The following is a 21,739-nucleotide window of genomic DNA, read 5'->3' as shown; positions in this document are numbered from 1 at the left end:
CGGGCGACGGCCCGACCGCGGTGGGCGCCGCGTCAGTCGTCGAGCCGCTGCGCGAACTCCTTGAGCCAGGCGCGCAGGTCCGGGCCGAGATCCGGACGGTCGCACGCGAGCATGACGTTCGCCTTGATGTAGTCGAGCCGGTCGCCGGTGTCGTAGCGCCGGCCGCGGAAGACGACGCCGTGCACGCCGCCCGCCGAGGCGTCCCCCGCGAGGGTGAGCAGCGCATCCGTCAGCTGGATCTCGCCGCCCCTGCCGGGCTCGGTGCGCTCCAGCACCGGGAACACCTCGGGCCGCAGCACGTAGCGGCCGACGACCGCGAGGTTGGAGGGCGCGGTGCCGGGATCGGGCTTCTCGACGAGCCCGGTGACGCGCACCACGTCGTCGTCGTCGGTGCGCTCGACCGTCGCGATGCCGTAGAGGTGGGTCTGCCCCGGGTCGACCTCCATGAGCGCGACGACCGAGGTGGCCCGCTGCCGGTGCACCTCGAGCATGCGCTCGAGGAGGGTGTCGCGCGCATCGATGATGTCGTCGCCCAGCAGCACCGCGAACGAGCTGTCGCCCACGTGCGCGCGTGCGCGCAGCACCGCGTGGCCGAGGCCGAGCGGGTCGCCCTGCCGCACGTAGTGGACGTTCGCGAGATCGGTCGACTCGGCCACCCGCGAAAGCCGCTCGTCGTCGCCCTTGCGCAGCAGGATCGACTCCAGCTCGGTCGCGCGGTCGAAGTGGTTCTCGAGCGCGTTCTTGTTGCGGCCCGTCACGAAGAGCACGTCGGCGAGGCCCGCCCGCACGGCCTCCTCGACCACGTACTGGATGACCGGCTTGTCGACGACCGGCAGCATCTCCTTGGGGAGCGCCTTCGTCGCCGGCAGGAATCGGGTGCCGAGGCCGGCAGCAGGGATGACGGCCTTCGTGACGGGAGCGAGCATTCCACCACCGTATTCGGTCGCCCGGCCTGCCCGGCGCCGATGCGGCCCCACGCGCGTCGTCAGGCGCCGCGGATGAGCCCGAGCACCTCGTCGCGGATCGCCACCATCGTCGGCTCCTGCTCGGCCTCGGCGTTGAGCCGCAGCAGCGGCTCGGTGTTCGAGGGGCGCACCGAGAACCACCAGGCGCCGTCGGGCGCGGTGACCGTGAGCCCGTCGAGCTCGTCGAACTCGCCGCGACCGGTGAACGCCTCGACCACCCGGGTGTAGGCGGCGGGCACGTCGGCGACGGTCGAGTTGATCTCGCCCGAGGCGGCGTAGGGGCTGTAGCGGCCGGCGAGCTGCGACATCGGCTCGCTGTCGGCACCGAGGGTCGCGAGCACGTGCATGGCCGCGAGCATGCCGTTGTCGGCGCCCCAGAAGTCGCGGAAGTAGTAGTGCGCCGAGTGCTCGCCGCCGAAGACGGCGCCGGTCTCGGCCATGCGGTCCTTGATGAGCGAGTGGCCGACGCGGGTGCGCACGGGCGTCGCCCCGGCGGCGGCGATGACCTCGGGCACGACGCGGCTCGTGATCAGGTTGTGGATGACCACGACATCCTGCTCGCCCTCGGCCTGCACCCGGCGGATCTCGCGCTCGGCGACGATCGCGGCGACGGCTGACGGCGAGACCGCGCCGCCGCGCTCGTCGATCACGAAGCAGCGGTCGGCGTCGCCGTCGAAGGCGAGGCCGAGGTCGGCGCCGTGCGCGACCACGGCGGCCTGCAGGTCGACGAGGTTCGCCGGGTCGAGCGGGTTGGCCTCGTGGTTCGGGAAGGTGCCGTCGAGCTCGAAGTACATGGGCACGATCTCGAGCGGCAGCGCGCCGAGCCCGGCGGCCCCGCCGAGCACCGCGGGCACGGTCATCCCGCCCATGCCGTTGGCCGCATCCACCACGACCTTCAGGGGTCGGATGCGCGACAGGTCCACGAGCGAGCGCAGGTGCGCCGCGTAGTCGGCGAGCACGTCGCGCTCGGTGAGCGTGCCGCGCGGCGCGGCCTCCGGCACCTCGTCGTCGAGGTAGCGCTGGGCGCCGTCGCGGATGGTGGCGAGCCCGGTGTCGAGGCTCACGCCGCGGGCCCCTGCCCGCGAGAACTTGATGCCGTTGTAGGCGGCGGGGTTGTGGGATGCGGTGAACATCATCGCGGGCGCGTCGAGCGAGCCTGAGGCGAAGTAGGTGCCGTCCGTCGAGCACAGCCCGATCAGCACGACGTCGGCGCCTCGCGCCATCGCGCCGTCGGCGGCCGCCGCGGCGAGCTCGGGCGACGACGGCCGCATGTCGTGGCCGATGACGATGGGCGCGTCCGTGCCGACCTCGTCGGCGAAGGCTGCGCCCAGCGCGCGCACGACCTCGGCGGTCAGCTGCCCGTCGACGAGCCCGCGCACGTCATAGGCCTTCACGATGTCCGTCAGCGCCATGGTTCCCTCTTCGCTCTGCTCTTGCGCGGCCCTAGCGGGTCGCGCGCCCTGGCTCGTGCCTGACGACCTGCCAGCCGGCCGGCCCTGCGGCACGGTCGGCGTGCGGCTCGCACAGATCGTAGCTGCCGTCGATCGCGCCCTGCCTGCTGGCAGGCTGCAGCGGCCCGACGACGAGCAGCTGCGCGGCGTAGTCGACGCTGACGGTGCGGTCGGCGTACCTGCGGCACGCGGGCCGGGAGCACGTCCTGTCATCCATCCGGTCAAGGCTAGTGCCGCTGCGGCCGACCGCCCGTCGACACGTAGGATGGCGACATGCCCGCGCGCAAGCACTCCCGTGGATCGCGCCACGGGCGCGAGATGCGCTCGTCGATCGCCGGGCCCGTGCTGCCGTTCCTGTCGTCGCGCGAGACGCGCTTCGAGGACATCGCCGCCGACGCGGCCGACTACGTGCTGGCGCTGTGGCCGAACGAGCTCGGCGACGTGCGGTTCCGGTGGGCCGACATGCCCCCCGCGTCGATCGCGGGCCGCATCGACGAGGTGCCCGAGTGGGCGATCGACACCGTGCACCGCACCATCACCATCTATCGGCTGCCGCTCCAGCGGCTCCCGCGCGTGCACATCGACGACCCCTGGCATCGCCAGATCGCCATCGAGGGCGCGGTCTTCCGCGCTGCCGCCGAGCTCATCGGGCGCGACCCGTGGGAGGTCGCGCCGGATCGCTGGCGCCACCACTGATGCCTCGCGCGGCGCGCGGGCCGGCGGTCAGTGGACGACCGTCACGCCCTGCGCCGTCGGGCCCTGCGGGCTGGCGGTGAAGCCGCCGACCCGGCTGGCGTCGCGATAGGTGACCGCGACCACGATGTCGTCACCGGTCACCTCGACCGCGCCCTCGGCGACGGCCTGCTCGTGCACGCCGCCTGCGGGCAGCAAGACGGGCACGCCGCCGACGGTGATCTCCTGGTCGGCCTCCGACGCGCTCGCGACATGCAGCAGCGCCGGCAGGCCGCCGGGGACGGCGATCGACGATGCCCCGCTGCGCGGCTGCCCGCCGGAGATCCAGTCGAAGTCCACGCCCTCCGCCGACGACGCGACCGCGCGGGCACCGGCGACGACGGGGCCGTCGGCATCGACGCGGATGGTGGTGGTGCCGGGCGGGATCTCGTCGAGGGGGAAGTCGGTGACCAGGCCGGGCTGGAGCTGGCCCTCCGACTCGATCGTCGACCCGTCCTCCGACCGGAACGCGAGGCGCACGGGGCCGCCGTCGACCGACAGCAGGCGCAGCACCGGCACCGCGTCGTCGAAGTCGGGCTGCGTGCCGACCCCTGTCGGAGCGGGGATCTCGACGCCGGGCAGCACCGCGCCGGTCAGCGCCTGCACCGGGTCGACGATGTCGAAGCCGCCCGGCTCCAGGCCGCGCGTGGTGGTCTGCTGCAGATGAGCGGCCACCGGGGCGCCGACCGAGGTGACGCGCACCACGGCATCGGCGACGCCGGGAGCCAGGGCCGCGAGGTCGAGCACGACCTCGGTGCCCGGGCGCACCGAGATGCCGCTCGAGCCGACCGCCTCGACCGGTCCGTCCGCGCCGAAGACCGTCACGTCGACGCTGGCGCTCACGAGCGCCGCGTTCGCGATGGTGAGGACGCTCTGCCGACCGGTCCTGGTCGAGCCGCCGACGAGCCATTGGTCGAGGCTGGTCTCTGCGCACTCGCTGGCGGCGAAGCCGCGCGCCTCGCCGCCGGGAAGCGTCAGGCTCTGCGTCGCAGAGAGTGTCGAGGCCTCGCCGCGCTGCGAGATCGCAGCGCTGCCGACGACACCCTGCTGGCTCTCGACCACGAGGCTCGACCGGTCGATCTGGCCGCCCAGGCTGCCGACCGCCACCGACGGCTCGGCGAGCGAGGCGATGGCGAGCGCGTCCTGACCGTCCGAGGATCCGACGCGCAGCGCCGGACCGGCGCAGACGCGCGACTGCAGCGGCGACGCGGGCTGCACGTGCGTGGTCGGCGCCTCGGCCTGCACTCGCGCCGTCGGCGGCAGCGCGTTCGCCCCGAGCACCGCGCCCACGCCGAGCGCCGCCGCGGCGACACCGGCGAGCGCGCGCAGGCTCCAGCGCGCGATGTCGCGTCGGGCGGCGCGGCGCGACGTCTCCGCCGCATCGTTCGCGGCAGCCTCGCGGTCGGTGAGCGCGACGTCGCTGGCGATGTCGCCGCTGGCCTCGGCCTCCGCCTCGACGCTGCGCTCTGCCGCGGTCGGCTCGTGCTCGCGCGGCTCCGCGACGTCGTCGATGGGCGAGGGGTCGTCGAACTGCTGCGAGTCGTCGAGCGGCAGCCCGTCCTCCGGCGTCGAGGCGTCCTCGCGCGCGTCGTCCCGTCCGGTCACTGCCACTCCCCCGATCCTGCCAGTCGCCTCGTGCGCGCCCTCGCGCCGCGGCGCAGCGACGGCAGCGCCGCGATGACGGCGCCGACGAGCGCCAGGAGCTGCGCCGCAAGCAGCCAGCCGGCCCCGGCGGGCGAGGGCTCCCGCTGCGCGGTCTGCGCCTCGAGGCGCTGCCACAGCAGCCCCGCCTCGGTCTGGCCGATCGACTGCAGGTCGCCGCGAGCGTCGAGCGAGCGCTGCGCCCGGTCGTGCGCGCCCGCGGCGCCCTGGCGCTCCTCCTCGAGCAGCACGAAGCGCACGCCGAGATCGTCGAGCAGGGCGGTGACGTCGACATCGCCTCCTGCCGCCAGATCGACGGCCGTCTGCGCCAGCTCGGCCTCGGCCGGGCTCACCGCCTCGCGCGTGAGCTGCGTGGTCGACAGCGCGTCGAGCGTGCGACCGCCGCCGCGCTCGACGTCGACCGCGAGCACGCCCTCGGCCAGCGGGCGCAGCACGAGCGTGCCCACGCCGGGATCCTGCGCGGCCGCGGCGTCGACGAATGCGGGCATCCGGCGTTCAGGCGCCGGCGTCAGCGCGGAGGGCGACAGGAACGTGCCGGCGATCAGCGGCACCGCGGTGGCGACCGCGACGAGCGCGACGAGCGCGCCCGGCGCTGCAGCAGGGCGGTCGTCGACGTCGGCGGCCAGCACGCCGAGCGCGAGGAGCGAGAGCAGCACGAGCGAGAGGCCCGAGCCCGCCCACACCGCGACCGGTTCGCCGTCGAGCGTGGTGAGCGCCAGCCTCGAGGCGGCGACGGCTGTGGCGAACCCGCCCAGCAGCGCCAGCACCCAAGGCCATGCCGCCGAGGGCCGGAGGACGACGCCGACGAGCGCCGACAGCGCGAGCGGCACGATCAGCGCGAGGGCGATCCAGGCAGCGTCCACGCCCGGCAGCAGCGCCGCCAGCGCGGGCTCCAGCGCCGACAGCGTGCCGTCGGGGCTGAGCAGCGCGAGATCGACGACGCTCGGAGGGTCGGCGCGCAGCGGCACTCCTGGGTCGGCGAGCGCCGCGAGCGACCTGCCCTCCCGCCACCGGGCGACGACCACCGGTGCGATGAGCAGCGCTGCGGGCAGCAGGGCCGCGAGCGGGCGCAGCGGCGACCGCCAGCCGAGCCCGGCCGCCGTCAGCACGAGCAGCAGCACCATGGGCAGCAGCACCGGCGCCCCGGCGACGACCAGCGCCAGCGGGATCGCGGCGGCGCCGGCGCTGCGCCACGAGGCGTGCGCCCGCAGCAGGCCCGTGACCGCGAGCGGCAGCGCGAGGTGGGCGATGAGCGCGCCGAGGCGACCGTCGGCGACCGCGGCGAGCAGCACCGGCGAGAGCGACCAGACGGCGGCCACCACCGCGGGCACCCAGCGCGACAGCGTGAGCCGTCGCGCGGCGAAGAAGGCGGTCACCGAGGCGATGGCCGGGGCGAGGAAGAGCAGGATCACGATCGCGGTCGACGGCTCCCACGGCGTCAGCGAGCCGAGCAGCGCGAGCACCACCGTCTGCGGGTCGGCCGGCCCGACGACCTCGCCGAACGCGTCGCGAGTGCCGAGCAGCGCGTTCGACCACACGGCGCCGAGCGAGTCCGCGAGCGGGATCAGCGCGCCGCCGGTCGCGGCACCCGCGCCGATCAGCTGGGGCAGCAGCACGACGCCGACGATCAGCGCCAGCGAGGTCACCCAGAGGCCCGCGCCCTCCACGAATCCGACCCGCTCGTCGACGACGCGATCCATCGAGCCCGGGTCACCGAGCGCTCGCCGCTGGGAGCGCACCGATCGCCAGGAGGCCCGCAGGCCACGCAGCGCCGCCCAGCCGACGGTGCGCGATCTGGCGATGCGCGATCTGGCCCGCGCGACGGCGGCCAGCGCGACGAGCGTCACGATCGTCGCGCGCCACTCGGCCAGCACGGCAGCCGGCCGCTTCGCCAGCAGGTGCGCGACCGAGCGCAGCAGCGCGAGCGGCAGCAGCAGCAGCCAGTGCAGCACGAGCGCGACGGGGTTGGCGTAGGCGAGCCGCCGATGCAGCTGCGCGCGTCGCGAGATCGCCACCCGCTGCGCGTCGCTCACCGAGCGGGCGGCGAAGTGCTCGGGGCCTCCGGCGCGACGCACGCGCGCCCGCGGCTCGACGGCCACCCGGTGACCGGCGAGCCTGGCGCGCACGCCGAGGTCGAGGCCGGCGTCGATCGAGCCGAGCGCGGGGTCGAAGCCGCCGACCGCCGCGAACACGTCGCGACGCACGAGCATCCCCGTCTCCGCCACGCCCAGGCGGTCCGAGTCGTCGTCGTGCTGCCCCTGGTCGAGCTCGCCCTCGTGCAGCAGCAGGCTGCGGCCGAACGGCGTGACCGTCTGCCCGAACTCGGCGAAGCGGTCGGCCACATCCGCCCGCATCACCTTCGGGCCCACGACGACCACGCTCGGGTGGGCATCGACGTGGGCGAGCAGCGCCTGCAGCGCGCGCGGGTGCGGCGCCGCGTCGTGGGCGAGCAGCCAGAGCCAGTCGCCGTCCTCGGCGGCCGGCAGCGACGCGACGCCCTTCCCGATCAGCTGCCCGTACGGCAGCCGGGGCGCCACCACGACGCTGCGGGCGCTCGATGCCTCGAGCAGCGCCCGCGAGTCGTCCTTCGAGGCGCCGTCGACGGCGATGAGGTGCTCGGGCGATACGGTCTGCGCGGCGATCGCGGCGAGGGTCGCCGGCAGGTACGCGGCGCCATTGCTGGCCGCGAGCACGACGAAGACCCTCGGATGCACTCGGCAAGGCTAGGCGCGAACCGCGCCCGGTCCGATGGTTGCGGTCGGTGTGCCGCCCGATCGGTCAGTCGAGCACGGGCATCGCGACGGTGCGCGGCGCCCGCGGCGCGATCTCCCGTCGCCTGCGACCGATCGCGAAGATGAGCAGCAGGATCATGCCGTACTCGATCCACGGGCGCGACTCGGTGAAGCCCTGCACGAACAGCGCCACCCAGATCAGCAGCGGCGCGGCGTTCATCGCGTAGTCGCTGCGGGGCGAGCGGTACATCGTGCCGAGGCAGTTGATGAGCGCGCGGCCCTGCACCGTCAGCCAGACGATCAGCCCGACGACGCCGAGCTGGAGGAAGACGTCGAGCCAGACGTTGTGCGCGTGCAGGTAGACGGTGTCTCCCAGCCGGCCGAGCTCGCCGAACGGCTCGACCCACGGCATCCAGTAGCCCAGGTAGCCGACGCCGACGAAGGGGCTCTCGGCCGCGAGTCCGAGCACGCGCTCCCAGATGGCGACTCGCGAGGCCATGCCGACCTCACGGCCGAGGAACTCGGTGACCGCGGAACCGTTGGCCAGGATCAGCGCGATCGCGACGGCTCCCGCGGCGATCGCGATCGCGAAGATCCTGTAGAAGGTCGCGCCCCGCCAGCGCACCCAGGCGAAGATGAGCCCGGCGATGACGGCCACCGCGACGACGGCGAAGGCGACCGTCGCGCTCTTCGCCACCAGCAGGCTCACGAGCGGCAGCGCGACCCAGAGCGGCCAGAGACGATCCAGCCCGGCGACCCCGCGGCATCCGGCCACGATCAGGGCGATGAGCGCGACCATCGCGAGCAGATTGGCGTTGCCCATGACCCCCTGCACTCGGCCGCCCTCGAGGATCAGGCCACCCGACCACTGCCACTCCGACGTCGTGCCGGGCGGGTAGTCGGCCCAGAGGGGGTAGAGCGGCCGCCGCAGCACCAGCGCCACGAACAGCTCGAAGGCGAGCGAAGCGGCGAGCAGCGCCTGCAGGCTCCAGTGGACGATGTCGAGGATCAGCCGGTACGGCAGCGAGGCGATGAAGATCGCGCTGGAGACCATGCCGACGAGCACGAACGTGCCGACGAGCGACCACCAGGGCGAGAGCGCCCAGACGGCCGAGGCGGCGGCGAGCACGACGAGCATGACGATCGAGACCGGCACCTTGGCGATCCTGATGCGCAGCAGCGCCAGCTCGACGAACACCCAGACGAAGGTCAGCAGCGCGAGGGCCGCCCAGACCGGGTAGCCCACGACGTTGCGCAGCGCGTCGCCGGCGGCGGCGTTCGCGATGAGCCAGGTCGCGAGCGCAGCTCGACGACGCAGGTGAGGCATCTGACCATCGTCCCACGGTCGCCGCCCACCGGCGCGCCGGGCGTCAGCCCTGGGCGAGGAGCCGCAGCTCGATCTCGTCGCCGATGCGCCCGCCGAGCAGCGTCGACATCGACGCCGTGAGGTGGGATGACGGGCTGTCCTGATAGACGATGGTGTTCTGGATCACGGTCGCGCACTCGGTGTCGTCGCAGAACGCGTCGGTCATGTCGAGCGTCTCGACGCCGTGCTGCTGCGCGAGCGTCGTCATGCGGTCGGGCTGGCCGTCGATCGCGGTCGCCCTCGGCGAGGCGCACGCGGCCGCGGCGAGCACGTCGCCGCCGCTGGCGTCGATGCACTCGTAGGCAGGCACCTCGTGGAACGGCACGTCGACGACGGGGACGATCGGCTGGTCGGCGGCGATGAGCTCCTGCCAGAAGAGATCGACCTCCTCGATCGGCGTGTAGGAGCCGCGGAAGGAGCTGGTGAGCACGGCGTCGTAGTCGCCGTCGACCAGCTCGGCGAAGCGGTCGCGACCCCCGGCGCAGGCGTCCCAGACCATGCTGTCGCAGTTCATGCCGACGAACGTGGTGAGGTGCCAGCCGCGCTCCTCCACGGCGGCTCGCACCGCCGGGATCAGATGGGCCATGTGCGAATCGCCGACCATCGCGATGCGCGTCTCCGACGATTCGTCGCCATAGCTGCAGGGCTCGAGGCCCGCGTAGACGAGGTCGAAGCACTCGTACATCGCGCCGTAGTCGGAGCCGCGCTCGGACACCGTCGGCACCAGCGGCAGGCTCGGGTCGTTCGTGACCACGCCGGCTTCCCGCGCGGCCTCGAGCGTCGCGCGCGCCTCGTCGGCGCGCACCTGCGACACGACGAACGAGCCCGCGACGAGCGCGCCGACGACCGCAGTGCCCACCAGGGGGATCACGAAGCTGCGCCACGGGGGTGCGCTGAAGAACGGCGCGAAGCGCACAGGGTCCTCGATGAGGCGCTTGCTCAGCGCGGCGAGGCCGATCACGATGCCGATCAGGACGATCTTCTGCCACGCGACGAGCGGCTGGGCCAGCACGACGGGTGCCGCGATGAGCAGCGGCCAGTGCCACAGGTAGACGCCGTAGGAGATGTCGCCGATCCAGGTGAGCGGGCGCACCCCCGCGAGCAGCGTCGGGTCGCCCCGGCGCACGTCGCCCGCCATCAGGCACAGCACCGCGCCGAGCACCGGCAGCAGGGCGGTGGCGGACGGGAAGGGCGCGCCGGTCGGCAGCAGCAGCGTGGTGCCGACGATGAGCAGCATGCCCGCCCAGGACGCCGCGATGCGTGCCGGGAGCCGGCCGTTCCGGAGGAACGCGAAGTCCCGGGGGACGAACGCGATCAGGGCTCCCGCCGCGAACTCCCAGGCGCGCGTGGTGGTCGCGAAGTACGCGGGGCCAGGATCGGTGGCCGTGAAGATGATCGAGTGGGCGAGCGAGGCGACCGCGACCACGATGATCGCCAGCAGGGCCGAGCGGCGCCGGCGCATCGGGTGGTCGCGCAGCAGCTTCGCGCCGAGCCACATCGCGAGCACGAGCAGCAGCGGCCAGACGAGATAGAACTGCTCCTCGGCCGAGAGGGTCCAGAAGTGCTGCGTCAGCAGCGGCTGCTGGTCGCGCGCGAGGTAGTTCGTGCTGTCGCCGGCGAGCGCCCAGTTCTGCACGTACAGGCTCGACCAGAGCACGCCGAGCATGCCCGGGCGCTGCTGCGACGCGGGCATCACGAACAGCAGCAGGGCGACGGTCGCGAGCAGCACGGTGAAGGCGAGCGGCAGCAGGCGGCGCGCCCGGCGCGCCCAGAAGCGCACGATGCGGATGCCGCCGGTGCGCTCCGCCTCGCGCATCAGGTGGTCGGTGATCAGCAGCCCGGAGACGACGAAGAACACGTCGACACCGATGAAGCCGCCCGGGAACCGCTCCGGCCAGAAGTGGTAGAGCACGACCGCGCCGACCGCGACGGCGCGCAGCAGCTGGACGTCGAGGCGCACCGCGCTCACGCGGACGGGGGCTCCTGTCGCCGCAGGGGCGTCGCGGCGAGGCGTGCGCACGCTCTCAGAAGTTGGCGTGCTCATCCCTCCATCGTAAACGACCCGGCCGTTCGCACCGGAATCGCCAGCGGGACGGGCTCAGCGCGGCCGGACGACGCGCTGCACCGCCTTCGCCGCGCGGAACGCGGGGTGCCCGCGCAGGGCTGCGAGCCGGGCGTGGGCCTCGTCGCGCTCGCGCGCGGCGGCCGCCGCCTGCTCACGGACATCGGCGAGCTGGCCCTCGAGGGCGCGGCGCGCCGGCAAGCCGGCCGCCAGGCCCTCCTTCCAGGCATCCTCGCGCTCACGGCCGATGCGCTCGTCGAGGCCGGGAAGGCCGTCGAGCCCTTGGACCTGCACGCGCAGCTCGTAGAGCTCGGCGTTGCGGGCGTCGAGCTCCTCGCGCAGCGCGACGAGCTCCTCGTGCGCGACCTGGTCGAGCGGTGCGAGCAGCCGAGCGAGCTCGCGCAGCTCCCGGATCTCCGCCGACGAGAACGGCTCGTCGCCGCTGTCGTCGAGCACCGCGGCGAGCCGCTCCGGCAGCACGGCGTCGAGCCGTCCCAGGCTCCCGGCGAGCGACGCGTCGATGACGAAGCCGGGCGCCTCGAGCTCGTCAGCCGTGGGCATGCGCAGCGAGAGGAAGGGAAGCAGCACGCCCGCCCGCTGTCGGCGCCAGTCGCGCATGCCGTGGTGGTTGGCGCTCGGCCGCAGGTGCGGGCTCGCGTCGTAGCCGCGACCCATGTTCTCGGTCTTGCGCTCGAACTGCGCCGACGAGCGCCACGGCAGGTGCAGCACCTCGAGCGCCGCCTCGACCGGCGGCTCGCCATGCGACTCGAGGGAGACGAAGTGGTTGCCCTGCGCCACCTCGACGTCGGCCGAGCCGACATGGATCGCGTTGGGCGTCGGGTGCGCATGCACGCCGGCCGCCCGGAGGGCCTCGAGGCCACGCTCATCGCGTCGGTCGAGGCGGCCGATGCCGGCGCCGTGCCGAGCCATCTGCCCGACCAGGTTCACGACCGGCACGGCGAAGGCCTGCAGCGACTTCGGCGTGCGCTCGAGCGCCTCGGCGACGGTCATGCCCGGGTCGACCGCGCGCACGAACTCGTCGGCGTCGCCGTTGATGACCCAGTCGGCACCGTGCTCCGCGAACGCGAGGCGAGCCATCCGCGTGACGACCTCTGCCTGCTGCTTGCGATGCTCCGGGTCGTCGAACACGGTCACCGGGGCGACGGCGGCGTACTCGGCCAGGATCTCGCGGGTGCCGTCGACCGACGCGTTGTCGGTGACAAGGATCCGGTCGATGCCCTGGGCGAGATGGTGCTCGATCGTGGCGGCGATGATGTCAGCCTCGTCGCGCACCATCATGGTCATCACGACGGTCATGGGGGTGAGCCTAGTAGCGGCGCGGCGGCGCTACGCGAGCTTGCGGAGCTTGCGGCGCTCGCGCTCCGACAGACCGCCCCAGATGCCGAAGCGCTCGTCGTTCTCGAGCGCGTACTCGAGGCACTGCTGGCGCACCTCGCAGCCGTCGCAGATGCGCTTCGCGTCGCGCGTCGAGCCGCCCTTCTCGGGGAAGAACGCCTCGGGGTCGGTCTCCGCGCACAGCGCGTCGGCCTGCCAGCCCAGGGGGTGGTCGTCCGCCTCGTCGCGGACGCCCGGCACTCCGAGCATGATCGGGTCGACGAACCAGTCAGCGGGAACGCCGCGATGCAGCGAGGCCTCTTCGACGCCCCGCGCTGCTGTCGTGCTGCGCTGCACTCCCTCTCGCATGGCTTCCCCCGGTTCCTGCAGGCACCCGGCCGGGCCTGCGATGCACCAATTACACCGGTGTAGTTCACCCTGAGTCAAGTCGAGGATTCTAGGAGTGTCGCGCCCTTCGAGCGTCAGGCGTCCGGCGTGTCGCGCTCGAGCGCGAGCCACGCCTGCCCCGAGGAGACGCGGAACGCATCCGCCGTGTCGATCCACGCGCCGCCGCCGGCAGGCACCTCGCGCACCGCCCCGTCGACCTCGACGAGCGCGGGCTCGATCGCGAGCAGCAGCGCGCGGCCGCCGGGAACCGAGTGGGTTCCCGTGACGCTGCGCAGCTCGAACGGCGCGGCGGGCCGATAGGCGGTGGCGCCGTCGAGCCGCACCGCCGCCAGCCGGGGCTCGTGCAGCGGCGCCGCGTCGACGACCGCGAGCAGCTCGCGCACGTCGACGTGCTTGGGCGTCAGCCCGCCTCGCAGCACATTGTCGCTGGGGCCCATCAGCTCGATGCCGAGGCCCTCGAGGTAGGCGTGCAGGTTGCCCGCCGGCAGGAACAGCGCCTCCCCCGGCGCGAGCGAGACGCGGTTGAGCAGCAGCGCGATGGCGATGCCGGGATCGCCCGGGTGCGTGCGCGCGAGCCGGTCGACCGTGTCGGCCTCGGCCGGGTGCGCGTCCGCGAGCGCCGGCGCCGCTGCGGTCACGGCGGCGACGACCGCCTCGACCGCGTGGTCGCCCGAGAGCAGCCAGGACAGCGCGTCGCCCGCCTGCAGGTGCTCGAGCAGCGGCGCGGCTCGATCGTCGCGGCGCACGATCGCCCGCACCACCGCGAGCGCCTCCGCTGCCGGCCGGAAGCCGCTGAGCGCCTCGTACTGCGTCACCGCGACCACCAGCTCCGGCTTGGCGAACGGGTCGCGGTAGCTGCGATGCGGAGCATCGCGCGGGATGCCGGCCGCGTCCTCGCGCGCGAATCCCGCCTGCGCCGTCGACGCATCCGGGTGCGCCTGCAGCGACAGCGGCTGCGCAGCGGCGAGCACCTTCAGCAGGATCGACGGCTGCGCCCGCCCCGCGCGCTCGATCGCCGCGCCCAGGTCGACGCCCGCGTGCTCGCCCTCGGTCACCATCGCGGGGCATCCGGGGTGCGCGCCCAGCCAGAGCTCGGCCTCCGGGCCGCCCGACGCCGAGCGGCCGAGGTAGTCGGCGAGCAGCTCGGTGCTGCCCCACGCGTAGTCCCGGGGCTCGTTGGTGATGGGCACAAACACGTGGGCGGAGTCCTCTCGACGATTGGCCTCAGGCTACCAACGGCCCTCCGATGGCCGCGCCCGCCCGCATAGCCTGGCGACGACGGCCGACGACGGCCTGTACAGCCTCGGAGGACCCATGCCTTTCACACCGCTCGAGAGCGACTTCTACGCCTTCGCGAACGACCTGACCGACGCCGAGCAGGCCTCGCTGGCCGAGATCCGCGCGTTCATGGAGCAGCAGGTGCGGCCCGTGATCGACGAGCACTGGCACCGCGACGAGTTCCCGATGCACCTGATCCCGGGCATCGCCTCATTGGGCGTCGTGGGTCCGGGCTGGGCCGAGACCGCGCGGTTCGAGAACTCCGCCGTCTACCGGGGCTGGATCGCGCTCGAGATGAGCCGTGTCGACGCATCCGTCTCGACCTTCGCAGCCGTGCAGAACGGCCTGGTCGCCGGCTCCATCGGCGTCGGCGGCTCGCCCGAGCAGCGCGCCGAGTGGCTGCCGCGCATCGCCGACTGCTCGATCATCGGCGGCTTCGGGCTCACCGAGCCGCTGTCGGGGTCGGATGCGTCGAAGGGCCTGCGCACGACGGCGCGGCGGGAGGGCGACGAGTGGGTGCTCGACGGCGAGAAGCGCTGGATCGGCAACGCCACGCACGCCGACATCGTGGTCGTCTGGGCTCGCGACGTCGCCGACGGCGAGGTGAAGGGCTTCATCGTGCCCACCGACACCGCGGGCTTCTCGGTCTCGAAGATCGAGCGGAAGATCGCGCTGCGGATGGTGCAGAACGGCCACATCGTGCTCGACGGCGTGCGGGTGCCCGAGTCGCTGCGGCTGCAGGGGGCGGAGAGCTTCCGCGACACCGCGCGGGTGCTGCGGCTGACGCGCGCCGAGGTGGCGTGGAGCGCCGTGGGCGTCATGGCGGGCGCCTACGAGGCCGCGCTGCGCTACACGACCGAGCGCGAGCAGTTCGGCAAGCCGATCGCCGCGCACCAGCTGGTGCAGGATCTGCTGGCGAAGTCGCTCGGCCACATCACCGCCTCGATCGCGATGTGCGTGCAGGTGTCGCGGATGCTCGACGAGGGCAGGCAGAGCGATGCGCACTCGGCGCTCGCGAAAACCTTCACGACGACGCGGATGCGCGAGGTCGTCGCGTGGTGCCGCGAGGTGTGCGGCGGCAACGGGATCGTCACCGACTACGACGTGGCGCGATTCTTCGTCGACGCGGAGGCGCTCTACACCTACGAGGGCACGGCCCAGATGAACTCGCTCATCGTGGGCAAGGCGATCACCGGTCGGTCAGCCTTCGCCTGATCGCGTCGGCCGCGTTGCCCAGCTGCGCGGCACGGCGGCCGATGCCCCAGCCGGTCGTCTTCAGCAGCGCCTCGCCGACGATGCCGCCGGACATCTTCGAGCTGCCGAGCTCGCGCTCGCGGAAGGTGATCGGCACCTCGGCGATGCGCGCGCCGAGGTCGGCGGAGCGGCGGGTCATGTCGATCTGGAAGCAGTAGCCCTGGCTCGTGACGCTGGCTGCCAGGATGCGGCGCAGCAGGGGCGCGGTGTAGACGCGGTAGCCCGCCGTCATGTCGGCCACGTCGATGCCCAGCGCCAGCTGCGCGTAGAAGGTGCCGGCGCGGCTGATCAGCTGCCGGCGCAGCGGCCAGTCGACGATGCCGCCGCCGTCGACCCAGCGGGAGCCGATCACCAGGTCGGCGTGCTCGGCCGCTGCGAGCATCGCCGGGAGCGCGGTGGCGGGGTGCGACCCGTCGGCGTCCATCTCGACGATCAGGTCGAAGCCCTCGTCGAGCGCCACGCGCATGCCGGCGAGGTACGCCGCCCCGAGGCCGGCCTTCTCGGTGCGGTGCAGCACGCGCACGCGCTCGTCGATCGCGGCCATCGCGTCGGCGATCTCGCCCGTGCCGTCGGGACTGCCGTCGTCGATCACCAGCAGCGTGACATCGGGCACCGCCTTGAGCAGCAGCTCGGCGGTCACCGGCAGCGCATCGCGCTCGTCGTAGGTCGGCATGAGCACGATCGTGCGCGGCTGCGTCATCTGTCTCCGTCCCGGGGTGAGCGACTGCTCATGCTCTCACGGGCTGCCCGCGAATGCCCTGCGATGCGCCGGCGCCTCCCGCCGGCTCACCGCCGTCCGGCAGCGTCGGCGACCAGGTGCCGGTAGACCTCCGCGTGCTTCCGTGCGGTCTCGCGCCAGGTGAACCGACCGGCCCAGGCCGGGCCCTCCTCCGCGGCTCGGCGCTGCGCCGGCTCGGTGAGCGCCTGCCGCAGCGCGGCCCGCATCGACTCGGCGTCGCCGGGCGTGAAGAGGTGCGCGAGCGGCCCTCCCACCTCTCGCGAGCAGCCGGCGTCGGCGAGCACCACCGGCGTGCCGGCGGCGAGCGACTCGATGGTCGGCAGGCCGAAGCCCTCGTAGAGCGAGGGGAAGACGAAGGCGGATGCGCGGGCGTAGACCGTGCGCATCTCGCTGTCCGCCGGCCGGAGGTGGACGGCCCGGTGGCCGATGCCGTGACCGGCGAGCTCTGCCCGCTCGTCGTCGGAGAGCTCCCCTCCTCCGACGATCACGAGCGACAGCGAGGCATCCTCGTCGAGCAGCGGTGCGGCGGCCGCCAGGAATCGCGAGAACTCCTTGTAGCCGCGGCGGACACCCACGAACAGCAGGTACTTGGCCGGCAGGTCCATGGGCGCCGATGGCGCCGACAGGAACGCGTCGCTCACGCCGAGGTGCGCGACCGTCGTCCTGTCGAGCAGCTCGGCGCCGTAGAACCTCGCCAGGTCGTCGGTGGTCGCCTGCGAGTTCGTCAGGATCGCGTCGCTGCGCATGGCGAACCGGCGCTTCGCGAAGTGCGGATTGCCCAGCGGGAACAGCTCGGGGAAGCGCTCGGGCATGAAGTCGTAGATGCTCACGACGCGCGGCGCGGCGACGGGGCCGAGGTAGCTCGGGTGCGTGAAGGTGTGGTGCAGCACGTCCGTCCGCGGCAGCCGCGCCGCCTGCTCGCGCGGATGCCCGATCAGGCGCCACCCCACCCACGCCGCACGGGCGGCGATGCGGCCGCGCGGTGGCGCGGCCGGCACGAAGCCGCTCTCGGCGAGGTGCTCGTTGCGGGTCGAGCGCGAGAGGAAGATCGGCTGCACGTCGAACTCCGGCAGCAGCCGGGCGATCTCGACGAACGTCTTGGAGACCCCGCCGCGCGGCTGGGCGACGAAGATCTGGTCGTCGAACGCGACCGTCACGGGGCGTGGCATGGCCTCCATGCTGTCATGCCCCCGGCGGTCGGCCGGTGCCGGTCGGCCGGTGCCGAGGGCGCTCGGCTCCCAGTAGAGTCGGGGCGATGACGTTCGACATCATGCTCCCCTTCTACGGCCGCTTCGACCACTTCCAGGTCGCGGTCGAGAGCGTGCTGGCGCAGTCGCACCGCGACATCCGGCTGGTCGTGGTCGACGACGTCTATCCCGACACCGCGCCGGGCGAGTGGGTGCAGTCGCTCGGCGACGACCGCGTCGAGTACCACCGCAATGCGCAGAACCTCGGGGTCAGCCGCAACTACCTGCACTGCGTCGACCTCATGCGGAGCCCGTTCTCGATGCTCATGGGCGGCGACGACGTGATGCTGCCGGGCTTCGTCGAGCGCGTGCTCGAGCTGGCCGCGCGCTTCCCCGACGTCGACGTCATCCAGACCGGCGTCACCGTGATCGGCGGCGAGGGCGAGCCGTCGAACCCGCTCGCCGATCGCGTCAAGACGCTGCTGCGTCCGCGCGGCGCGAAGCCCGCGCAGCTGCGCGGCGAGCCGCTCGCGACCAGCCTCGCCCGCGCCAACTGGACCTACTTCCCGTCGCTCGTCTGGCGCGTCGAGACGATCCGTCGCATCGGCTTCCGCGCCGATCTCGACGTGGTGCAGGACATCGCGATGCTGCTCGAGATCGCCAGGACCGGCGGCAGCCTGGTGCTCGACGACGACGTGCACTTCCGCTATCGCCGCCACTCGTCGAGCGTGTCGGCCACCACCGCCGTCTCCGGCGCCCGCTTCGACCAGGAGCGCCAGGTGTTCGACGAGGCGGCCGCGGCCTTCGAGGCGCAGGGATGGGGCCGGGCAGCCAGCGCCGCGAGCCGACGCATGACCTCTCGCCTCAACGCGATCTCGCAGCTGCCGCTCGCGCTCCGCGCGGGCGATGCCGCCGGGCGCTCCAGCCTGCTGCGACACGCGTTCGGCTGATCGATCGATAGGCTCGCTCCCATGAGCCTCAAGCATCGCGTGCTGATCGTGATGCCCGCGTTCAACGAGCAGGAGTCGATCGCCGGGGTGATCGCCGAGGTGCGACAGCACCTGCCGGAGGCCGGGTGCCTCGTCGTCGACGACGGCTCGACCGACGCCACGGTCGACGTGGCGCGACGAGCCGGCGCCACCGTCGCGTCGCTGCCGTTCAACCTCGGTGTCGGCGGTGCGATGCGCTTCGGGTTCATGTTCGCGCTCGAGCGCGGCTACGACGTGGTGGTGCAGATCGACAGCGACGGCCAGCACAACCCTGCCGACGTGCCCCGGCTGCTGGCCGAGCTCGACTCGGCCGACATCGTGATCGGCGCGCGGTTCGCCGGTGAGGGCGACTACGTCGCGCGCGGTCCCCGTCGGTGGGCGATGTCGCTGCTGTCGGCGACGCTCAGCCGCACCGCGCGCACGCGCCTCACCGACACGACCAGCGGCTTCAAGGCATCCGGACCTCGGGCCGTGCGCTTCTTCTCGGTGCACTACCCCGCCGAGTACCTCGGCGACACGATCGAGTCGCTCACGCTCGCGGCCCGCGCAGGGCTGGTCGTGCGGCAGGTGCCGGTCGCCATGCGGGAGCGCGCCGGCGGTGTGCCGTCGCACGACCCGGTGAAGTCCGCGATCTACCTCGCGCGCGCGGGCATCGCCCTCGTCTTCGCGCACACCAGGTCGGCCGCCTCGTTCCGATCGGCCATGTCGTGACCGTCGTCGTCCACATCCTGAGCGTCGTCTGCGCCCTCGTCGGGCTCGGGGTCGTGCTGCACATGCAGCGCTCGCAGCGGCTGCGCGAGCGTCACGCGATCTGGTGGATCGTCGCGGGCCTGCTCGCGCTGGTGATCAGCCTCTTCCCGCAGCTGCTGTCCTGGCTCGCGGGCCTGCTGGGCGTCGAGGTGCCCACCAACCTGGTGTTCTTCGTCTCGATCGCGCTGCTGTTCGGCGTCTGCCTGCAGCTCTCGAGCGAGCTCACCCGCGCAGAGGCGAAGACGCGGGTGCTCGCCGAGAAGGTCGCGATGCTCGAGCTCAGGATCGACGAGGCGCACGGGCCGGCCGCCGCTCCCGACACCGACGATCAGACGTCAACCGCCTGACCGCCTGCGCAGCAGCAGCTGCAGCGCGGCGCCGACGATCGGACCGACAGCGATCGCGATCACGCTTCGCACGACGAAGGGCAGGGGCAGCAGCAGCAGCGCGATGCTCACGACCGCCGCGACCACCCAGCCCGTCGCGAACGCGTCGTGGCGCCCCTCGGCGAGCACGAGCGGCCCGGTGATGCACAGGAGCGCCATGGGGATGGCCGAGGCGACGATGGCTGCCAGGAGCGGACCGCCGAGCACGTAGTCGGCGCCGACGAAGGTCTCGAGCAGCCATGGCCCGGCCAGGCCTGCAGCGATCGCGGCAGCCGTCGCCAGCCCCAGCACCGCGAGCACCACCGAGCGGATGCGTCCGGTGTCGCCGTCCTTGAAGTGCGTCACCAGGAAGGTCTGCAGCGACAGGAACACGATGACCAGCGGTGCGCGCGAGAGCGTGAACGCGAACAGGAACGCGCCCAGCTCGGCCGCGTCGACGTCGTGCGCGAAGAGGCCGAGCACGAAGGGGAAGCCGCTGACGAGCACCGCGGTCGAGGCGGAGCCGACCAGGGTCTTCAGCGTGGTCCTCGCGAGCGCCCGCGTCGGCACCGCCACCTCGATCGGCTCCTGCGCCCGCAGCAGCAGCGCGCCGAGCGCCGCGGTGGCGACGAAGGGCAGGGCCACGCCGGCGAGCACGACCCAGAGCGGCGCGCCGACCGCGAGCGCGATCCCGGCGGTGACCGCGCGGAGCAGCGCATCGACCACCATGGTCGCCGCGATCGCCGGCCACGCCCTGGCGCCGTAGAGCAGCCCCGTGACGACCGCCAGCACGGCGTAGCCCGCGGCGCCGGCAGCCATCGCCGCCCCGACCGCCGCGTCGCTGCCGCCCAGCGCGCTGCAGACCGAGACGACCAGCGCGCCGATCGCGGCCACGACCGCCGTGAGCAGGCCGAGCCGAGTGCCGGGAGTCGACGCGGCGGCGCTCCTGGGCGCGGCCACGCGGGCGACCTCCTGCTGCACGCCCGCGAGCGCTCCGACGACGAAGTACAGCAGCGCCCAGGCGACGCCGAAGGCCTCGTACTCCCGAGCGGGCAGAGCGATGCCCGCGAAGATCTGCAGCAGGTAGCCGAGCCCGCCGGCGATCGCGGTCGCGCCGAGGATCCAGGCACCGGCAGGCACGCGCGTCGTCAGGCTCATGCGCGACGGGTCGCGCTGCGCCAGAGGGCGCGCCAGCCCCTGCCCGGTCCCCGGTCCTTGATGGTGAGCGCCCAGCGCTCCACGCCGTGCCAGCTCAGCCAGGCGAGCCCGGCCGCGCCGATCAGCGCGGTCACGACGAACGGGACGTAGCCCCACTCGTGGACGCCCAGCCAGGCGAGCGTCTGCTGCACGGGCCAGCCGTAGAGGTAGATGCCGTAGGAGTAGTCGTTCTTCTGCCCGATCCACTGGATCCGGCGCGGCAGGCGGGCTGCGAGGTAGAGCAGCAGGTAGGCGAAGGCGGGGTAGCCGACGATGCCGAGACCGCCCTTGAAGGCGGAGAACACGAAGACGAGAGCGGCGAGCATGGCGAGGCCGTCGTGCAGCGGGATCGTCTTGCCGTAGACGGCGATCGTGCCGCCGATCATGAACATCAGCGTGAGGCCGACGAAGTAGCGGTCGGTGAGGAACGGGATGGTGCTGAGCGCGCCGGGAGCGCCGGTCAGCAGCGCGACCTGCACGGCGAGCAGCAGGCCCGTGATGACGGGCACGACGACCTTGACGCTCGTCAGCACGCCGAACAGCACGGTCACGCAGACCACCAGGTAGGCGAAGAACTCGTAGGACAGCGTCCAGAGCGAGCCGTTCATCACGCTGCCGCCGCTCGCCCCGTAGGGGTTCGACGCGAAGACGTCGTGGATGCCGTACTGCCGGATCGTCAGATCCCAGTTCGCGGTCAGGTAGGTGAGCGGGCCGCCGGGCCCCATGGACCAGTAGTCGCCGAGCGGCCGACCCTCGCCCACCCACCAGAGGGGGCCCAGCACGAGCGCCGCGAACAGCAGCACGCACCAGTAGGCGGGCATGATGCGCAGCACTCGGTGCCAGAGGAAGCGCAGCGCATCGCCCGACTGGCCGCTCTTCGTGATGAGGTAGCCGCTGATGGCGAAGAAGCCGAGCACCGCGATGCCGCCGAGGTTCTCCTGCTCGTCGAAGCGCGCCGCCATGGGATCGGCGCCCCACCCGCCGATCGGCCAGGCGTGGGAGAAGATCACGGCCGAGGCCAGCACCAGCCGCAGGATGCCGAGGGAGTTGTCGCGCCCGGAGAGCGCCACCGAGATCGACGGTCCGACCGCGGAGGGGAACCGTGCGAAGCGGGCGCCGTCGCGCTCGACGGTCACCGGCTCGGCGGCAGATTCGCGATCGCGATGTCGCACAGGCGGATCTCCAATCGGGGCGTCGAGCGGCCTCAGCCGTTGGGGCGACGGCGAGTGCCGACGCCCACCACGCGACCGGGTTCGCCGCGACCACC

Annotated in this window: 19 protein-coding genes; 5 read left to right on the top strand and 14 right to left on the bottom strand. The window is 73.2% G+C overall.

Annotated elements, in window-relative coordinates:
• Nucleotides 1-32: 32 nt before the first annotated feature.
• Genes galU through Q9250_RS00745 form a run of 3 tightly spaced genes read right to left on the bottom strand, consistent with a single transcriptional unit; the run spans nt 33 to nt 2,633 of the window.
• Complete coding sequence (gene galU, locus Q9250_RS00755) at nt 33-926, bottom strand: UTP--glucose-1-phosphate uridylyltransferase GalU (protein ID WP_306232667.1); 894 nt, start codon at nt 924-926, stop codon at nt 33-35.
• A gap of 59 nt (nt 927-985) precedes the next feature.
• On the bottom strand, nt 986-2,377 hold the full coding sequence (locus tag Q9250_RS00750; protein ID WP_306232666.1) for a phosphomannomutase/phosphoglucomutase: 1,392 nt from the start codon (nt 2,375-2,377) through the stop codon (nt 986-988).
• Between the two features lie 31 nt (nt 2,378-2,408).
• Complete coding sequence (locus tag Q9250_RS00745; RefSeq protein ID WP_306232665.1) at nt 2,409-2,633, bottom strand: DUF3499 family protein; 225 nt, start codon at nt 2,631-2,633, stop codon at nt 2,409-2,411.
• Between the two features lie 56 nt (nt 2,634-2,689).
• Between Q9250_RS00745 and Q9250_RS00740 the strand changes: the two genes are divergently transcribed.
• Nucleotides 2,690-3,112, top strand: a complete 423-nt coding sequence (locus Q9250_RS00740; protein WP_306232664.1) for a hypothetical protein — start codon at nt 2,690-2,692, stop codon at nt 3,110-3,112.
• A gap of 27 nt (nt 3,113-3,139) precedes the next feature.
• On the opposite strand, the gene Q9250_RS00735 is transcribed toward Q9250_RS00740, so the two are convergent.
• The 7 genes from Q9250_RS00735 to manA all read right to left on the bottom strand — a co-directional run bounded on the left by Q9250_RS00735 (nt 3,140) and on the right by manA (nt 13,903).
• A complete protein-coding gene (locus Q9250_RS00735; protein ID WP_306232663.1) occupies nt 3,140-4,759 on the bottom strand; it encodes a DUF5719 family protein in 1,620 nt (539 codons plus the stop codon).
• The gene (locus tag Q9250_RS00730; protein ID WP_306232662.1) at nt 4,750-7,524 is read right to left on the bottom strand and encodes a glycosyltransferase family 2 protein; all 2,775 of its coding nucleotides are present in this window, start codon (nt 7,522-7,524) and stop codon (nt 4,750-4,752) included. Before Q9250_RS00730 ends, Q9250_RS00735 begins: the two co-directional genes overlap by 10 nt.
• Nucleotides 7,525-7,588: 64 nt before the next feature.
• Complete coding sequence (locus tag Q9250_RS00725) at nt 7,589-8,869, bottom strand: O-antigen ligase family protein (protein WP_306232661.1); 1,281 nt, start codon at nt 8,867-8,869, stop codon at nt 7,589-7,591.
• A 43-nt stretch (nt 8,870-8,912) separates the two neighbouring features.
• On the bottom strand, nt 8,913-10,877 hold the full coding sequence (locus Q9250_RS00720) for an acyltransferase family protein (protein ID WP_306232660.1): 1,965 nt from the start codon (nt 10,875-10,877) through the stop codon (nt 8,913-8,915).
• Between the two features lie 129 nt (nt 10,878-11,006).
• Nucleotides 11,007-12,287, bottom strand: a complete 1,281-nt coding sequence (locus Q9250_RS00715) for a glycosyltransferase family 2 protein (RefSeq protein WP_306232659.1) — start codon at nt 12,285-12,287, stop codon at nt 11,007-11,009.
• A gap of 30 nt (nt 12,288-12,317) precedes the next feature.
• Entirely contained in the window at nt 12,318-12,575 is a 258-nt protein-coding gene (locus Q9250_RS00710; protein ID WP_306233875.1) for a WhiB family transcriptional regulator, read from the bottom strand.
• A gap of 212 nt (nt 12,576-12,787) precedes the next feature.
• Nucleotides 12,788-13,903, bottom strand: a complete 1,116-nt coding sequence (gene manA / locus Q9250_RS00705) for a mannose-6-phosphate isomerase, class I (protein WP_306232658.1) — start codon at nt 13,901-13,903, stop codon at nt 12,788-12,790.
• A 124-nt stretch (nt 13,904-14,027) separates the two neighbouring features.
• Here manA and Q9250_RS00700 point away from each other — a divergent pair, with 124 nt between their 5' ends.
• Entirely contained in the window at nt 14,028-15,206 is a 1,179-nt protein-coding gene (locus Q9250_RS00700) for an acyl-CoA dehydrogenase family protein (RefSeq protein ID WP_306232657.1), read from the top strand.
• On the opposite strand, the gene Q9250_RS00695 is transcribed toward Q9250_RS00700, so the two are convergent.
• Nucleotides 15,181-15,945, bottom strand: a complete 765-nt coding sequence (locus Q9250_RS00695; RefSeq protein ID WP_306232656.1) for a polyprenol monophosphomannose synthase — start codon at nt 15,943-15,945, stop codon at nt 15,181-15,183. The two genes, Q9250_RS00700 and Q9250_RS00695, sit on opposite strands and share 26 nt — an antisense overlap.
• Before the next feature lie 86 nt (nt 15,946-16,031).
• A complete protein-coding gene (locus tag Q9250_RS00690) occupies nt 16,032-17,153 on the bottom strand; it encodes a glycosyltransferase family 4 protein (protein WP_306232655.1) in 1,122 nt (373 codons plus the stop codon).
• Between the two features lie 86 nt (nt 17,154-17,239).
• On the opposite strand from Q9250_RS00690, the gene Q9250_RS00685 reads away from it, so the two are divergent.
• From Q9250_RS00685 to Q9250_RS00675, 3 genes are read left to right on the top strand one after another with little or no spacing between them, the layout of a single operon-like run.
• Nucleotides 17,240-18,121 carry a glycosyltransferase family 2 protein gene (locus tag Q9250_RS00685; RefSeq protein ID WP_306232654.1) on the top strand — a complete coding sequence of 294 codons (882 nt, stop codon included), beginning with the start codon at nt 17,240-17,242 and terminating at the stop codon, nt 18,119-18,121.
• Between the two features lie 21 nt (nt 18,122-18,142).
• A complete protein-coding gene (locus Q9250_RS00680) occupies nt 18,143-18,871 on the top strand; it encodes a glycosyltransferase family 2 protein (protein ID WP_306232653.1) in 729 nt (242 codons plus the stop codon).
• A complete protein-coding gene (locus Q9250_RS00675) occupies nt 18,868-19,257 on the top strand; it encodes a DUF2304 domain-containing protein (protein WP_306232652.1) in 390 nt (129 codons plus the stop codon). The genes Q9250_RS00680 and Q9250_RS00675 overlap by 4 nt, the downstream gene beginning before the upstream one ends.
• Here the strand turns inward: Q9250_RS00675 and Q9250_RS00670 are convergent.
• On the bottom strand, nt 19,246-20,433 hold the full coding sequence (locus Q9250_RS00670) for a hypothetical protein (protein ID WP_306232651.1): 1,188 nt from the start codon (nt 20,431-20,433) through the stop codon (nt 19,246-19,248). The genes Q9250_RS00675 and Q9250_RS00670 overlap by 12 nt on opposite strands.
• Nucleotides 20,430-21,644 (bottom strand): acyltransferase family protein, encoded by a 1,215-nt coding sequence (locus tag Q9250_RS00665; RefSeq protein WP_306232650.1) that lies wholly within the window; start codon nt 21,642-21,644, stop codon nt 20,430-20,432. The genes Q9250_RS00670 and Q9250_RS00665 overlap by 4 nt, the downstream gene beginning before the upstream one ends.
• Nucleotides 21,645-21,739: the final 95 nt, after the last annotated feature.

Origin of the sequence: Agrococcus beijingensis, from assembly GCF_030758955.1 — a bacterium.
Taxonomy (GTDB): Bacteria; Actinomycetota; Actinomycetes; order Actinomycetales; family Microbacteriaceae; genus Agrococcus; species Agrococcus beijingensis.
This window is presented reverse-complemented; position numbering and strand designations above follow the sequence as displayed.

What these genes read in the sequence shown, in the direction of transcription:
- galU (WP_306232667.1), bottom strand. Translation starts at nt 926, where the DNA reads ATGCTCGCTCCCGTCACGAAGGCCGTCATCCCTGCTGCCGGCCTCGGC.
- Q9250_RS00750 (WP_306232666.1), bottom strand. Translation starts at nt 2,377, where the DNA reads ATGGCGCTGACGGACATCGTGAAGGCCTATGACGTGCGCGGGCTCGTC.
- Q9250_RS00745 (WP_306232665.1), bottom strand. Translation starts at nt 2,633, where the DNA reads ATGGATGACAGGACGTGCTCCCGGCCCGCGTGCCGCAGGTACGCCGAC.
- Q9250_RS00740 (WP_306232664.1), top strand. Translation starts at nt 2,690, where the DNA reads ATGCCCGCGCGCAAGCACTCCCGTGGATCGCGCCACGGGCGCGAGATG.
- Q9250_RS00725 (WP_306232661.1), bottom strand. Translation starts at nt 8,869, where the DNA reads ATGCCTCACCTGCGTCGTCGAGCTGCGCTCGCGACCTGGCTCATCGCG.
- Q9250_RS00715 (WP_306232659.1), bottom strand. Translation starts at nt 12,287, where the DNA reads ATGACCGTCGTGATGACCATGATGGTGCGCGACGAGGCTGACATCATC.
- Q9250_RS00710 (WP_306233875.1), bottom strand. Translation starts at nt 12,575, where the DNA reads ATGCTCGGAGTGCCGGGCGTCCGCGACGAGGCGGACGACCACCCCCTG.
- Q9250_RS00700 (WP_306232657.1), top strand. Translation starts at nt 14,028, where the DNA reads ATGCCTTTCACACCGCTCGAGAGCGACTTCTACGCCTTCGCGAACGAC.
- Q9250_RS00695 (WP_306232656.1), bottom strand. Translation starts at nt 15,945, where the DNA reads ATGACGCAGCCGCGCACGATCGTGCTCATGCCGACCTACGACGAGCGC.
- Q9250_RS00690 (WP_306232655.1), bottom strand. Translation starts at nt 17,153, where the DNA reads ATGCCACGCCCCGTGACGGTCGCGTTCGACGACCAGATCTTCGTCGCC.
- Q9250_RS00685 (WP_306232654.1), top strand. Translation starts at nt 17,240, where the DNA reads ATGACGTTCGACATCATGCTCCCCTTCTACGGCCGCTTCGACCACTTC.
- Q9250_RS00680 (WP_306232653.1), top strand. Translation starts at nt 18,143, where the DNA reads ATGAGCCTCAAGCATCGCGTGCTGATCGTGATGCCCGCGTTCAACGAG.
- Q9250_RS00670 (WP_306232651.1), bottom strand. Translation starts at nt 20,433, where the DNA reads ATGAGCCTGACGACGCGCGTGCCTGCCGGTGCCTGGATCCTCGGCGCG.